Here is a 13,948-nt window from a genome sequence, read left to right as displayed (position 1 = left end):
AAGGAACCCCATGACAGAGGCAGCCCCGGCGACTGGCGTCGACCAGTTCACCGAGGTGCACGACCGCCACTTCCCGGCGATCTACCGCTACATCGCCGGCCGGCTCGGTGCACAGGCCGCGGAGGACGTCGCCGCGGAGACGTTCCTCGTCGCCTACGACCGCCGCGAGACGTTCGACGCCACCCGCGGCGACCTGCGGGCCTGGCTCTTCGGCATCGCGACGAACCTCGTCTCGCGCCACCGCCGCAAGGAAGCCCGCCACTACCGGGCCCTTTCGCGGCTCGACACGCCCCGGCCCGCCGAGGGACCCGAGAACCGCGTCGTCGCGGCCGGGCAGCTGGGCATCGCGCTGGCCCGGCTCACCCCGGGCGAGCGGGACGCCCTGCTGCTCGTGGCCCTCGCCGACCTCGGCTACGCGGAAGTGGCCGAGGCGCTCGGCATCTCCCCGGGCACGGTCGGCTCCCGGCTGACGCGTGCCCGCAAGAAGCTCACCCCCATCCTCGCCCCGGAGGCCACCGATGACTGACCTCGAAATCCTGCGCACGGCCCTGCTGCCGGACGAGCCGTCCCCGGACGTCGTCGACCGCAGCCGGCACCGGCTGCAGAACCGGATGCTCGCGGCACCCCGCCGCCGGGTGCGCCCACTGGCGATCGGCGCCGGCCTGGTCGCGGCCGCGGCGGCGGTCGCCGTGGTGGTGGCGACCCTGCCCGGCACCCCGGCTCCCGCTCCACAGCCACAGGCCGTGGCCCCGGTCGACCCGGGCCGCCAGATCCTGCTCGCGGCGGCGACGGTCGCCGAGCGGACCCAGGTCGGCGCGGGCAGGTACTGGCACACGACGACGAAGGTGGGCAAGGAGTCCTGGGAGTACTGGACCACCACCGACGGGCACGAGTGGTACCGCACCGGGAAGACCGGCGGCAAGGCCGTTCCGGCGAGCCGGCCCCGGCCGGTCCGGCTGACCGGCGCCGAGGTCACGATCAGCCAGATCCTGGCCCTGCCCACCGAACCCGCGGCCCTTCGGGACTGGATCGCGAAGGGGTTGGCCCACAACGAATACCCCGCGAAGCAGCGAGACATGGCGGTGCTGGAGTCGCTGGTCACGCTGGTGTCCACCGTGCCGTCGCCACCGGCGGTCCGGGCGGCGGCGTTCCGCGCGATCGCCGGCTACCCGGGCGTCCACGCGCTCGGCACCGTCCCGGGCGGCGAAGGCGTCGAGCTGCCGGGCGGCGGCCGCCTGGTCGTCGACCCGAAGACCGGCAAGGTGGCCGGGTCCTCGGTGTTCTTGAAGGACGACGGCACCCCGGCCACGAACGCGGACGGCGACACGTACGCGGTCAGTGCCGGGTGGACGGACGACCTGCCGAAGTGAGCACCGGGTGGCCGGGCCCGCGGCCGGCCACCCGGGTCAGTTCTTGACGGCCTCGGCCAGCGCCAGCACCCGCCGCGCGTTGTCGACGTGCAGGTTCTCGATCATCCGGCCGTCCACCGTGACCACGCCCTTGCCGGACGCCTGCGCTTCCTCGAAGGCTTCGATGATCCGCCGTGACCGGTCGATCTCCGCCTCCGACGGGGCGAAGATCCGGTTGCAGGGCTCCACCTGGGCCGGGTGGATCAGCGTCTTGCCGTCGAAGCCGTACTGCCGCCCCTGCTCGCACTCGGCTTCGAAACCCTCGAGGTCCTTCACGTCGTTGTAGACGCCGTCGAGGATCACCTTGCCGGTCGCGCGCGCGGCCAGCAGGCACAGCGACAGCCCGCCCAGCAGCGGCCCACGGCCCGGGACGAACTCCGCGTGCAGCTCTTTGGCCAGGTCGTTCGTGCCCATCACCAGCACGGTCAGCCGCTCGGACGCCGCCGCGATCTCCTCCGCGTGCAGCATCGCGACCGGCGTCTCGACCATGGCCCAGATCTTCGTGTGGTCCGGTGCGCCGCCCAGCTCCAGCGCGCGCTCGATGTTGTGCACCTCGGCCGCCGAATTGACCTTCGGCACGACCACCGCGGCGGGGCCCGCCGACGCCGCCGCGCGCAGGTCGGCGTCGTGCCATTGGGTGTCCAGGCCGTTGACCCGGATCGTCACTTCCTTGGTGCCGTAGTCGCCGACCGCCGCGCAGACGCGGTCGCGCGCGGCTTCCTTGGCGTCGGGGGAGACCGCGTCCTCCAGGTCGAGGATCAGCGCGTCCGCCGGAATCGTCTTGGCCTTCTCCAGCGCGCGCTCGTTCGCGCCGGGCATGTAGAGGACAGAGCGTCGGGGCGCGGTCATCCGCGGGCCTCCTTGGTGGCCGCGTCGTAGGCCGCGGCGAGTTCGGGGTCGTCGGCCGCGAGGGCGTCCGCCAGTTCGGCGACCACGCGGCACTGCTTCACCGACGCGTCGTCCTGCATCTTCCCGTCGATCATCACCGCGCCCGTGCCGTCACCCATCTCGGCGATCACCCGGCGCGCCCAGGCCACATCGGACGGCGAAGGCGAGAACACCTTCTTCGCGATGTCGATCTGCACCGGGTGCAGGCTCCACGCGCCGACGCAGCCCAGCAGGAACGCGTTGCGGAACTGGTCCTCACAGGCCACGACGTCGCGGATGTCCCCGAACGGCCCGTAGTACGGCAGGATCCCGTGCATCGCGCAGGCGTCCACCATCCGCGCGACCGTGTAGTGCCAGAGGTCCTGCTGGTACGTCGTCCGGCCGGCGTTCAGATCCTCGCCGGCCGGGTCGGTGCGCACCAGGTAACCCGGGTGCCCGCCGCCGACGCGGGTCGTCTTCATCCGGCGGCTCGCGGCCAGGTCGGCCGGGCCGAGCGAGATGCCCTGCATGCGCGGGCTGGCGCCGGCGATCTCCTCCACATTGGCCACGCCGCTCGCCGTCTCGAGGATCGCGTGCACCAGCAACGGCTTCGTCAGGCCGGCGCGCGCTTCGAGCTGGGCCAGCAACCGGTCGACGTAGTGGATGTCCTGCGCGCCTTCGACCTTCGGCACCATGATCACGTCGAGCTTGTCGCCGATCTCGGTGACCAGCGTGACCAGGTCGTCGAGCACCCACGGCGAGTCCAGGCTGTTGACGCGCGTCCACAGCTGCGTCTTCCCGAAGTCGTTCGCCTTGGCGATCGCGACCAGGCCGGCGCGCGCGGCCTCCTTGCGGTCCGCGCGGACGGCGTCCTCGAGGTTGCCGAGCAGGACGTCGACCTTCTTCGTGATGTCCGGCACCTTGGCCGCCATTTTGTCGTTGCCCGGGTCGAAGAAGTGGATCATCCGGGACGGCGTCACCGGGATTTCCCGCACGGGGGCGGGTGCGCCCAGGGCGAGCGGGGCGAAGAAGTCCTTCGGGGAGCGCATCGGTCCTCCAAGGCGGCGGCTAAGTAACTGGTGGGTAACTTTAGTCCCCGGGCGCGCGTGAGGCGCTGCGGCGTAGCTCACCGCCGGCCGGGTGACGGCGGACAACCGCAGCTCAGCGGCCTGCGTCCACAGTGGATCCCCGGCGGTTTGCGCCGAACGGGCTAGTCGCCGCCGGGTGATTCCCGTTTGGCCGGTTCTGCTCGGGGTAGTCGGTTGCCGCCGGACGGTAATGCCACTCACCTCGCTCTCACTCGGTTGGCCGCACCGTTCGACCGAAGTCCGATGACCGCCTACCGACCGGTCATCGACCGCTGGGCGCCGCCGATCGCAGCCACTCGCGCTACCCGGCGACGCCGCGCCGCCGCGCTGTTAGACAAGTGAGGTGCCGGTTTCCCCCGGTCACGAAGCGGTGCAGGCTAGAAGGAGGCGGACTCGTGGCGGCTACACCTCAGAACACCGAGCGCTCGACGGTCGCCGGTGGCGCGAAGCGCAGCCGGTCGATGCCGAGCCGCGTGGTGCCGCCGATCGAGCTCCCCGCGAGCGTCGACGAGCTCGCCCGCACCGCGGCCGCCCAGCTGGGCTGGAACGGCGTCGTCCTCCCCGAGATCACGATCCTGGGCCGCAAGGTCTGCGTGGTCGCCAAGCTTCGCACCGACGTGCACGCCGAACGCATCGCGATGGGTGCCGGCCCGGTGGCCGACCGCGCCACCGTCGACACCTGGACCTGGCCGGAGCTGGCCGGAACCGCCCCCGCCCCGGCCGCCGAAATCGTCGGCGTCCTGGCCGTCGCGCGCCACTGGCGCACCGCGATGGCCTCCGCGGTTCCGTTCGCCCGCTACGGCGAGGCCGCGATGGTCCTCCCGTCGCCGACGGTGCTCACCGAGGACTACGTCGGCAACTGCCTGCCGCGCGCCCGCGCGTACGGCCTCGCTGTCGTGACCGCCGACCCGAACGCGGTCGTCGACCTCGACCTCGAGGGCCGCACCGAGCGCGTCGTGCTGGCCGAGGACCCGGTCTCCCGCCTGGTCAACGAGCTGGTCTACGACCACCTGCTCCGCACCGCCGAGGTCCCCGCGTCGCTCGACTGACGGTCTCCTTCGAACCCCACTAGGGTCGAAACCATGCGAGTCGTCATTGCTGGTGGACACGGTCAGATCGCGCTGCGGCTCGAGCGGCTGCTCGCCGCGCGCGGTGACGAAGCGGTCGGGATCATCCGGAACCCCGCCCACGCGGCGGACCTCGAAGCCGTCGGCGCCCAAGCCGTCGTGCTCGACCTCGAGAATTCCGATGTGGACGCCGTCGCCGAGGTGCTGAAGGGCGCCGACGCCGCGGTGTTCTCCGCGGGCGCCGGGCCGGGCAGCGGCACGGCCCGCAAGGACACTGTGGACCGCGGCGCGGCGGCGCTGTTCGCCGAAGCGGCCGAGCGGGCCGGCGTCCGGCGGCACCTCCAGGTGGGCTCGATCGGGGCCGACAACCCGGAGAACCCCGACGTCACCGAGGAATTCCGGCACTACCTGCGCGCCAAGCGCGCGGCGGAAGACGACCTCAAGGCGCGCGACCTCGACTGGACGATCCTCCGGCCGGGATCGCTCACCGACGACCGCGGCACCGGCCTGGTCCTGCTGGCCGAGCAGACCGGCCGCGGCCCGATCCCGCGCGACGACGTCGCCGCGGTCATCATCGGCCTGCTCGAGACGCCCGCTTCGGTGCACCGCACCCTGACCCTGATCTCGGGTGAGGAAGCCATCGGCGAAGCGATCGCGGCGCTGTGATCACCCAGGCATCGAGAGAAATCGCCGTTTTCAGCGGCAGCGCGCACCCCGAGCTGGCCGAGGAGATCTGCCAGCACCTCGGCGTACCGCTGCGGCCGGTCGAGATCCAGCGGTTCGCCAACGACTGCCTCGAGGTGCAGCTGCAGGCGAACTGCCGCGAACGGGACGTCTTCATCATCCAGCCGCTGGTCAAGCCGGTGCAGGAGCACCTGGTCGAGTTGCTGCTGATGCTCGACGCGGCCCGCGGCGCCTCGGCGTCCCGCATCACCGCCGTGATGCCGCACTACTCGTACGCCCGCTCGGACAAGAAGGACGCCCCGCGCATCTCGATCGGCGGCCGCCTGGTCGCCGACCTGCTGGTGACGGCGGGCGCGAGCCGCGTGCTGGCGATGACCCTGCACTCGCCGCAGGTCCACGGCTTCTTCAGCGTCCCGGTCGACCACCTCCACGCGCTGCAGGAGCTGGCCAAGCACTTCCGCCAGTACGACCTCTCGCGAGCCACCGTCGTCTCACCCGATCTGGGCAACGCGAAGGAGGCGTCGCACTTCGCGCGGCTCCTCGGCGTCCAGGTGGCGGCGGGCGCGAAGGAACGCTTCCCGGACGACCGCGTCCAGATCACGTCGGTGATCGGCGAGATCACCGACCGGGACGTGATCGTGCTCGACGACGAGATCGCCAAGGGCAGCACGGTGCTGGAGCTGCTGGACCGCCTGGCCGAGCTGCGCCCCCGGTCGATCCGCGTCGCCTGCACGCACGGCCTGTTCGCGGCGAAGGCCATCGAGCGCATCGGCAGCCGGCCCGAGGTGCTGGAGATCGTCTGCACCAACACGGTCCCGGTGCCCGAAGAGGAGCGCACCGAAAAGCTGAAGATCCTCTCGATCGCGCCGGCGATGGCCGAGGCGATCCGCCGGATCCACAACGGCGAATCGGTGTCGGCGTTGTTCTAGGCCGGCCCGAGCACCCGGTCCAGGTAGGTGTTCGTGAAGACGCCGTTGGGGTCGGTTTCCTTGCGCACGCGCAGGAAGTCGTCGAAGTGCGGGTAGCGCGAGCGGAGGACGCCGGCGTCGAGGTCGTGCATCTTGCCCCAGTGCGGGCGGCCGCCGACCGCGCCGGCGATCTTCTCGAACGCGCTGAAGTACTCGCGGTACGGCATGCCGACGAACTGGTGGATGGCGATGTAGGCGGAGTCGCGGCCCTGCGCGGTCGACAGCCAGATGTCGTCGGCGGCGGCGACCCGCACCTCGACCGGGAACATCACCGGGTCCTTCAGCGTGGGCACCACGGCGCGTAGTTCGGCGAGCACGTCCAGCACTGATTCACGTGGAACAGCGTATTCCGTTTCGGTGAACCGGACGTTGCGCGCGGTGACGAAGACCCGGTGCGAGAGGTCGCTGTACTCGCGGGCGCTCAGGACGTTCGAGGCGAAGCTGCCGAGCGACGGCACCAGCCTCGGCATCAGCCGCCCGGTGCGGCAGAGCCCGCCGAAGGCGACGTTCTCCATGATCTGGTAGTCGACGAACTCGCGGACCTTGCTCAGCGGCTGCGCGCTGTCGCAGCGGTTGTTGCGCTTGACCAGCGCGTTCTTACCGTAGGGGAACCAGTAGAACTCGAAGTGGTCGTTCTCGGCGGCGAAGTCGTGGAAGCCCTCGAGGACCTGCTCCAGCGGCTCGGGCCGTTCCTGCGCGCGCAGGAAGAACGACTTTTCACAGCGCAGGGTCACGGTGGTGATCACGCCGAGCGCGCCGAGGCCGACGCGGGCGGCGGCGAAGAGGTCGGGCTTTTCCTGGGCCGAGCAGGTGACGACCGAGCCGTCGGCGAGCACGAGCTCGAGCGCGGCGATCTGCGTGGCGATGCCGCCGAGCTTCGCGCCGGTGCCGTGGGTCCCGGTGGAAATCGCGCCGGCGATGGTCTGCGCGTCGATGTCCCCGAGGTTGGTCATGGCCAGCCCGAGCACGTCGAGTTCGGCGTTGAGCTGCTTGATCGTGGTGCCCGAGCGGACGGTGACGTGCCCGGTTTCCAGGTCGACACGCTCGATGCCGGTCCAGTTCCGCAGGTCGAGGGCATCGGAGTCGGCGACGGCGATCGCGGTGAAGGAGTGCCCGCTGCCCCAGGGGCGCACGGTCCGGCCGGCCCTGGCCACGCTCTCGACGGCCGCTGCGATCTCAGCCGCGTTGCGCGGCTGGTGAACGTGTTGCGGCGAGGCGGACGCCGTGCCCGCCCAGTTGGTCCACCGGGTCATGCGCGCACCCTTCATCGTCGAGTGCCCGAAACAGTAAGTGAATAGTATTCGCGTTTCAAGCCGTCGTGTCGTACTTTAGACCTCGTGACCAGTGCGACGGTGTACGACTTGGCGACCAAAGACCTCGATCCGCCCTTGGCGGTGGTCGACCTGGCTGCCTTCGACGCGAACGCCGACGACCTCCGCCGCCGCGCGGCGGGCAAACCGATCCGCGTCGTCAGCAAGTCGGTCCGCTGCCGCGCGCTGCTGGAGCGCGCACTGGCGATGCCGGGTTTCGAGGGCCTGATGTGCTACTCGCTGGCGGAAGCGGTCTGGCACGTCGAGCAGGGCACGACCGATGACATCGTCGTCGCCTACCCGACGGCCGACCACGAAGCCCTCCGCCGCCTGGCCGCGTCCGACCGGGCCCGCGCGTCGATCGCGATCATGGTGGACTCGGTCGCTCACCTCGACCTGGTGGACGCGGCGCTCGGCCACGGCCACCCGGAGATCCGCGTGTGCCTGGAGCTCGACGCCTCCTGGCGCCCGCTGCCCGGAATCCACGTCGGCACCCGGCGCTCACCGGTGTTCACCCCGAAGCAGGCGTCGGCGTTCGCACGTCAGATCGGCACCCGCCCGGGCTTCCGCCTCGTGGGCGTGATGGCGTACGAAGGCCAGATCGCGGGCCTCGGCGACGCGGCGGGCCGCCGCCTCAACCAGGCACTGGTCGCCTGGATGCAGCGCCGATCGGCGGCCGAGCTGGCCCGCCGCCGCGGCGAGGTGGTCCGCGCGGTCCGCGAGGTGACGGACCTGGAGTTCGTCAACGGAGGTGGAACGGGCAGCCTGGAGTCCACGGGCGCGGACGCGGTGGTGACGGAGATAGCGGCGGGCTCGGGCCTGATCGGCCCCACGCTGTTCGACGGTTACTCCCGCTTCCAGCCCCGCCCGGCGGCGTTGTTCGCCCTTCCGGTGGTCCGCCGCCCGACCCGCAAGATCGCCACCCTGTTTTCGGGCGGCTACATCGCTTCGGGCCCAACGGGGCCATCGCGCCAGCCCCAGCCGTACCTGCCGGCGGGCCTGAAGTTCTTGGGCTTCGAGGGAGCGGGAGAGGTCCAGACACCGGTGACGGGCCGAGCAGCCCGCAACCTGAAACTGGGGGACCGCGTGTGGCTGCGGCACGCAAAGGCGGGCGAGCTGGCGGAGAGGTTCACGCACTACCACCTGATCCACGGCGACCAGGTGGAACGAACGGTCCCGACCTACCGGGGCGAGCACCAGAACTTCGGCTGACGCTTGCGGCTTGTTCCGACGCGTCGGCCGCGGCTTCAGGCGTCGAACTCGGCCTTGCGGCGGGCGAGGTAAGCGGGCCAGTCGGCGTTCGCCGCGATCACGTCGTCGATCGAAAGCTTGATGACGGCGCGGCCGCTCAGCGAGCAAGCCCGCGGAGAACTGGCGTCGATCAGCGAGATGCCCCCGATTTCGTCCTCGTCGACGTAGGTGCACAGGACTGGGTGGAACGAGCAGTCCTCGTAGAGGTCGCCGGGGCGGAGCCGTCGCGCGGTTCGGTCAGCACGCTCGTCCCTTCCTCGAGATGACTGTCGGTGTGGTTGAGGTCAGCCGCCGGCTCCTTCGCTGCTGCGAGCGCGCCCGAATCGCAGGCCGAGCGCGTGTTCCGGAGCAAGGTGGATGGCGGTGAGCAGACGCAATGCTGTCCCGAATGCGCAGTTCGGCGGGCCACGCGCGCGCCCACCCTTCCCTGGGGGAACCCCCACATCCAGTCTATCGGCCCCCACCGACAACCCACCCCGAAACCGCCGAGTTGTCCACAGCTGTGCATACCTGTGGACAACTTCTGTGGACAGCTAAAGGCATGAGGCCATGACGTTGGCGACGCCGGTGCGGAGCCTGGGCGGGGACTGTTCCAAGATCGGTGTTTCCGGCCCGACACGCCGGGCTGAGGTCCGGTGGGATGGGCCCTGAGTGATGACATCGGAGCTTGTGAGTCCACGCAGAGTGAGTCCACGTCGGCGCGGGAGCTGCCGCCGGAGCAGGCCGCTGCGGCGGCGATGGTGGCCGAGGCGAAGGTCAGCGGGCTGGCGTTGACCGGCCCGGACGGGTTGCTGAAGCTGTTCACCAAGAACGTGCTCGAAACCGCGTTCATCGGAGAAATGACCGAGCACCTCGGGCACGAGAAGCACCAGGTCGGCCCGGACCGCGAGTCGACGAAGGTGCGCAACGGCACCCGGCCGAAAACGGTGATCTCCGACGCCGCGGGCGAGGTCGGCGAAAGTGTGGCCGTAGACCATTGTCCAATCCTGCATCGTCCACCTCATCCAGAACACGTTCCGGCTGGCGTCACGGCGGAACTGGGACGCGGTGAAACGAGACATCAAATCATTGAACGCCCGATATCGCCGGGCGATTCGCGCGCGGGCATTTCCCGACCGAGCAGGCCGCGATGAAGTGCCTGTACCTTGTGGCCCGCAGCCTGGACCCGGCCGGGACGGGCCGCGCCCGATGGACGATGCGCTGGAAGCCGGTGATGAACGCGTTCGCCATCACGTTCGGTGACCGATGGCCGGGAGCCGAAACCTACTGATCAACAACGCCGGAAACACCGATCACGGGATAGCCCTCCTGGACGCTGGTGGCTGATCTGCGGCGGCGGTGGGAGGTCGATGGTCATTGGAGTGGATGTTCCAGACCGTGCGATGGACTTCGCTGATCCAGGCGTGGGCGTAGCGGGATGCTTCGGCCAGGATCCGGTTGTAGCGCTCGACTTCGCCGTTGTGGCGTGTGGTGCAGGGCGTGATCCGCTGGTGGCGGGCTCCGCGTGGAACGGTGGTGAAATCGTGGGCGCGGTAGCAGGCGCCGTTGTCGGCGACGAGGCGGTGGATGTGGGTGATGCCGTGGCGAGCGAATACCTCGGCGGGGTGGTGGTGGGTTGGTGGTGCGGGACGCTCGGGTGGTCAAGCAGGCCGGTCTCGCCGTGGCGGCGGTAGCGGTTGACCCACTTGGATGCACATTGGCGGGGGATGCCCTTCTCGGCGGCGACGTGGGCGATCGGGCGGGTCTGGCAACGTGCGACGAGCCGGCAGCGGCCCTCGACAGATAGCTCGGGCGGACGAGTGGGTCGCCCTTCTCATCCTGCCGCCGAAAGACCCGTCCCTGGACTCAGGCCCTCGTCCGCGGCACCAACGTCATGCCCGCAACAGCTAGGACTGCTCCCCGAACCGAGCCGCCAGATACCCCTTCACCACGTACTTCGCCTCAGCGACGATCTTCTCGTCCCCGCTGGGCTCCTTCCGGAAAGCCAGCTTCAGCAGCGCGTCCGCGACCTCGTTGGCGATCCCGATCGCGAACCGCAGGTCCTCCACCGGCCGATCCACCTGCGTCGACACCAGATCCGTCAGCGAGTCCACGATCACCGCGTTGTTGTCGCGCGTCTCATCGAGCAGCTGGCGGTCGATGATGTCGCCGAAGTGGACCTTCGAGAAGCCCGGGACCGTTCGGTGCATCTCCAGGTAAATGTCGAGGATCGAGTCCACGATGTCCCACCAGTGCTCCGGGCCCAGCTGCTTCAGGCGCTCGTTCACCGCGCCCACGAAGCGCTCCAGATTGCGAGCCGTAAGCGCTTGCACCACCGCTCGCTTGTCCGGGAAGAACTGGTACAGCGAACCCACGGCGACCCCGGCTCGCTTCGCGATCAGCGTCGTCGTCAGCGCGTCGTAACCGAGCTCGTCGATCAACGCCGCGCTCGCGTCGAGCATCTGCTCGACCCTCTTCGCGCTTCGCTGCTGGACCGGCTGGCGGCGTAAGGGGGTGGCTTCCGCCGGCACCTTCGCGGCCTGGATGTCGGACACGGCGCTCCTCCTCGTCTGATCTGCGACTTTATCGTGCCGACGGGCTTCCCCACGGACGAGTGAAGACCTAGTATATGAGAACTTTTCATGTTCACCCGTACGGGTGGCCTGACGAAGGGGTCAGCAGCCGGTGCAGAACCCGATCTTCCCGCCCGACTTCCTCTGGGGTGTCTCGACATCCGCGTTCCAGATCGAAGGCGCCACCAGCGAAGGTGGGCGCGGACCGTCCATCTGGGACACGTTCACCGCGACCGAAGGCAAGATCGCCCGCGGTGAACAAGCCAACGTAGCCGCCGACCACTACCACCGCTACCCCGAAGACATCGCGCTGATGGCCGAGCTCGGTGTCGGCGCCTACCGGATGTCCATCGCCTGGCCCCGCATCCAGCCCACCGGCAAGGGCGCGCCGAACCCCGAAGGGCTCGGCTTCTACGACAAGCTCATCGACGCCGTTTGCGAAGCCGGCATCGCTCCCGCCGTCACGCTCTACCACTGGGACACCCCGCAAGCCGTCGAAGACGAGGGCGGCTGGCTCTCCCGGGCTACCGCTGAGCGCTTCGCGGAGTACGCCCAGATCCTCGGAGAGCGCTTCGCCGATCGGGTGAAACTGTGGATTCCGCTCAACGAGCCCATGGTCATGTCGATCTTCGGCTACGGCATCGGCGAGTACGCGCCCGGCCAGACGCTCCTGCTCGACGCCATCCCGACCGCGCACCACCAGAACCTCGCGCACGGCCTCGCCGTCCAGGCCCTGCGCGCGGCCGGGGCGACGAACATCGGCACCGCCAACAACCACTCGCCCATCTGGCCCGCGGACGACGACGCCCAGGACGCGGCGAAATACCTGGACGCCCTGCTCAACCGGCTCTACGCCGACCCCATGCTGCTCGGCACCTACCCCGAACAGCTCCACGAACACCTCCCCGCCGGGTTCGCCGACGACCTGCCGACGATCGCGCAGCCGCTCGACTTCTACGGCGTCAACTACTACGAGCCGCAAGGTGTCGCGCAACCCGGGCCGGGCAACCCGCTGCCCTTCGAGCTGCGCGACATCGAGGGCTACCCGATGACGACGAACGCTTCGCCGATCGTCCCGCACGCCCTGCGCGAGCTGCTGCTCGACTTCCACCACCGCTACCGCGACCGGCTGCCGCCGATCCAGATCACCGAGAACGGCTGCAGCTTCGCCGACGAAGTCGCCGAAGACGGCGGGGTGCACGACCCCGAGCGGATCGACTTCCTGCACAGCCACCTCGTCGCGCTGCGCGAGGCGATGGACGCCGGGGTCGACGTCCGCGGCTACTTCTGCTGGTCCCTGATGGACAATTTCGAATGGTCCAAGGGTTACGCGCCGCGCTTCGGCCTGGTGCACGTCGACTACGAGAGCCTGCGGCGGACGCCGAAGGACTCGTTCCACTGGTACCGGAAGCTGGTGCGGAATGAGTGAAGCGACCCAGGCCATCCCGGAGGCGCTCGCCGAACCCGTCGTGCGGGTGCGGCCCGGCTGGATGAGCCTGCTGTTCTTCGCGAACATCGCGCTCTGGCTGGGTGTCTACGCGCCGATCCAGGTGCTGCTGCCCAAGCAGGCCGAGCTGCTCGACCAGGTGAACAAGGAAACCGTCCTCGGGTTGGTGATGGGTTTCGGCGCCGCGGTGGCGCTGGTGGCCAACCCCGCGATCGGGCTGCTGTCCGACCGGACCTGCGGCCGGTTCGGCCGGCGGCACCCGTGGACCGTCGGCGGCGCGCTCGTCGCCGCCGCCGGGCTCGTGGTGCTGGCCTTCGCGCCGACGGTCGCCGTGATGATCGTCGGCTGGTGCCTGGTGCAGGGCGGCCTCAACGGCATGCTCGCCGCGCTCATGGCCGCGCTGCCCGACCGGGTGCCGGTCCAGCAGCTGGCGGTGGTCGGCGGTCTGGTCGGCATCGCGCAGATGCTCGGCACGGTGCTGGGCGCGGTCGTGGTGGTCGTCGTGCTCGGCATCGCCGGGCTGCCGCCGGCCTACTCGGTCTGCGCCGGGATCGTGGTGATCGGTGCCGCGTTCTTCGTCCTCCGGACGCCGGACGCGCGGTTGCCGCTGGAGTTCCGCCCGCCGTGGTCGCTGCGCCGGGTGCTCCGCGACTTCTGGGTTTCGCCCCGGAAGCACCCCGACTTCGCGTGGGCGTGGAGCTGCCACTTCATGATCAACCTCGGCAACGCGTTCGGGACGCTCTACCTGCTGTTCTTCCTCCAGGACGCGGTGCACTACCCCGACCCGGAAAACGGCCTGCTGATCATGATGGGCCTGTACGGCGTCGCGCTCGTCGCCGGCGCGGTGCTCGCCGGGCACCTCTCCGACAAGACCGGACGGCGCAAGCCGTACGTCCTCGCGGCGTCCGGCGTGATGGCACTGGCCGCTTTGTTGCTCGTCCGCTGGCAGAGCTGGCCGGTGGCGCTCGCCGCGTCGCCGCTGCTCGGCGTCGGGTTCGGGGCGTACATGGCGGTGGCCCTGGCGATGCTGACGCAGGTGCTCCCGGCGGCGCAGAACCGGGCCAAGGACTTCGGGATCATCAACATCGCGAACTCGCTGCCGCAGGTGGTCGCCCCGCTGGTGACGCCACTGGTGCTCGCCTACCTCGGCGGCTACTCCGGCCTCTTCGCGGCTTCGGCGGTCGCGACGCTGCTGGCCGCGGTGCTCGTGCTGCGCGTGAAGGCGGTTCGCTAGCGCCCCAATGTGGCGTTCGGTGCATCTGACGCACCGAACGCCACATTGGGTGCATCTGACGCACCCAACGC

The 13,948-nt window shown here is 70.0% G+C and carries 12 protein-coding genes and 3 pseudogenes; 9 read left to right on the top strand and 6 right to left on the bottom strand.

The window, feature by feature from the left end; genetic code table 11:
• Positions 1 to 10 precede the first annotated feature (10 nt).
• Both C2L59_RS34635 and C2L59_RS34630 read left to right on the top strand, forming a co-directional pair.
• The gene (locus C2L59_RS34635; RefSeq protein WP_103353761.1) at positions 11 to 526 is read left to right on the top strand and encodes an RNA polymerase sigma factor; all 516 of its coding nucleotides are present in this window, start codon (positions 11 to 13) and stop codon (positions 524 to 526) included.
• The gene (locus tag C2L59_RS34630) at positions 519 to 1,370 is read left to right on the top strand and encodes a CU044_5270 family protein (protein ID WP_103353760.1); all 852 of its coding nucleotides are present in this window, start codon (positions 519 to 521) and stop codon (positions 1,368 to 1,370) included. Before C2L59_RS34635 ends, C2L59_RS34630 begins: the two co-directional genes overlap by 8 nt.
• A gap of 36 nt (positions 1,371 to 1,406) precedes the next feature.
• Here the strand turns inward: C2L59_RS34630 and C2L59_RS34625 are convergent, their stop codons facing one another.
• Together C2L59_RS34625 and C2L59_RS34620 are read right to left on the bottom strand one after the other, a co-directional pair.
• Entirely contained in the window at positions 1,407 to 2,258 is an 852-nt protein-coding gene (locus tag C2L59_RS34625; protein ID WP_103353759.1) for a CoA ester lyase, read from the bottom strand.
• Positions 2,255 to 3,325, bottom strand: coding sequence for a CoA ester lyase (locus C2L59_RS34620; RefSeq protein ID WP_103353758.1), 1,071 nt, complete (start codon positions 3,323 to 3,325; stop codon positions 2,255 to 2,257). The genes C2L59_RS34625 and C2L59_RS34620 overlap by 4 nt, the downstream gene beginning before the upstream one ends.
• A gap of 434 nt (positions 3,326 to 3,759) precedes the next feature.
• On the opposite strand from C2L59_RS34620, the gene C2L59_RS34615 reads away from it, so the two are divergent.
• Genes C2L59_RS34615 through C2L59_RS34605 form a run of 3 tightly spaced genes read left to right on the top strand, consistent with a single transcriptional unit; the run spans position 3,760 to position 6,044 of the window.
• Positions 3,760 to 4,413 (top strand): hypothetical protein, encoded by a 654-nt coding sequence (locus C2L59_RS34615; protein ID WP_103353757.1) that lies wholly within the window; start codon positions 3,760 to 3,762, stop codon positions 4,411 to 4,413.
• A 33-nt stretch (positions 4,414 to 4,446) separates the two neighbouring features.
• Positions 4,447 to 5,097 (top strand): SDR family oxidoreductase, encoded by a 651-nt coding sequence (locus tag C2L59_RS34610; protein ID WP_103353756.1) that lies wholly within the window; start codon positions 4,447 to 4,449, stop codon positions 5,095 to 5,097.
• Entirely contained in the window at positions 5,094 to 6,044 is a 951-nt protein-coding gene (locus C2L59_RS34605; protein WP_103353755.1) for a ribose-phosphate pyrophosphokinase, read from the top strand. The genes C2L59_RS34610 and C2L59_RS34605 overlap by 4 nt, the downstream gene beginning before the upstream one ends.
• Here the strand turns inward: C2L59_RS34605 and C2L59_RS34600 are convergent.
• On the bottom strand, positions 6,041 to 7,336 hold the full coding sequence (locus C2L59_RS34600; RefSeq protein WP_103353754.1) for a D-arabinono-1,4-lactone oxidase: 1,296 nt from the start codon (positions 7,334 to 7,336) through the stop codon (positions 6,041 to 6,043). The genes C2L59_RS34605 and C2L59_RS34600 overlap by 4 nt on opposite strands.
• A gap of 84 nt (positions 7,337 to 7,420) precedes the next feature.
• On the opposite strand from C2L59_RS34600, the gene C2L59_RS34595 reads away from it, so the two are divergent.
• Positions 7,421 to 8,605: an amino acid deaminase/aldolase gene (locus tag C2L59_RS34595; protein ID WP_103353753.1), complete on the top strand. Its 1,185-nt coding sequence runs from the start codon at positions 7,421 to 7,423 to the stop codon at positions 8,603 to 8,605.
• A 698-nt stretch (positions 8,606 to 9,303) separates the two neighbouring features.
• Positions 9,304 to 9,914, top strand: a pseudogene (locus C2L59_RS34585) (transposase).
• A gap of 153 nt (positions 9,915 to 10,067) precedes the next feature.
• Here the strand turns inward: C2L59_RS34585 and C2L59_RS50485 are convergent.
• From C2L59_RS50485 to C2L59_RS34575, 3 genes and pseudogenes are all read right to left on the bottom strand, one after another.
• Positions 10,068 to 10,236 (bottom strand): annotated as a pseudogene (locus C2L59_RS50485) (IS481 family transposase); the annotation flags it as partial.
• Between the two features lie 62 nt (positions 10,237 to 10,298).
• Positions 10,299 to 10,379: pseudogene (locus C2L59_RS49460) on the bottom strand (leucine zipper domain-containing protein); the annotation flags it as partial.
• Between the two features lie 151 nt (positions 10,380 to 10,530).
• Positions 10,531 to 11,178 (bottom strand): TetR/AcrR family transcriptional regulator, encoded by a 648-nt coding sequence (locus C2L59_RS34575; RefSeq protein WP_103353752.1) that lies wholly within the window; start codon positions 11,176 to 11,178, stop codon positions 10,531 to 10,533.
• A 130-nt stretch (positions 11,179 to 11,308) separates the two neighbouring features.
• Between C2L59_RS34575 and C2L59_RS34570 the strand changes: the two genes are divergently transcribed.
• Both C2L59_RS34570 and C2L59_RS34565 read left to right on the top strand, forming a co-directional pair.
• Positions 11,309 to 12,625 (top strand): GH1 family beta-glucosidase, encoded by a 1,317-nt coding sequence (locus C2L59_RS34570; protein WP_103353751.1) that lies wholly within the window; start codon positions 11,309 to 11,311, stop codon positions 12,623 to 12,625.
• Positions 12,618 to 13,877 carry an MFS transporter gene (locus C2L59_RS34565; protein WP_103353750.1) on the top strand — a complete coding sequence of 420 codons (1,260 nt, stop codon included), beginning with the start codon at positions 12,618 to 12,620 and terminating at the stop codon, positions 13,875 to 13,877. Before C2L59_RS34570 ends, C2L59_RS34565 begins: the two co-directional genes overlap by 8 nt.
• The last annotated feature ends 71 nt before the right edge of the window (positions 13,878 to 13,948 follow it).

This window comes from Amycolatopsis sp. CA-128772, from assembly GCF_002904295.1.
GTDB lineage: Bacteria > Actinomycetota > Actinomycetes > Mycobacteriales > Pseudonocardiaceae > Amycolatopsis.
This window is presented reverse-complemented; position numbering and strand designations above follow the sequence as displayed.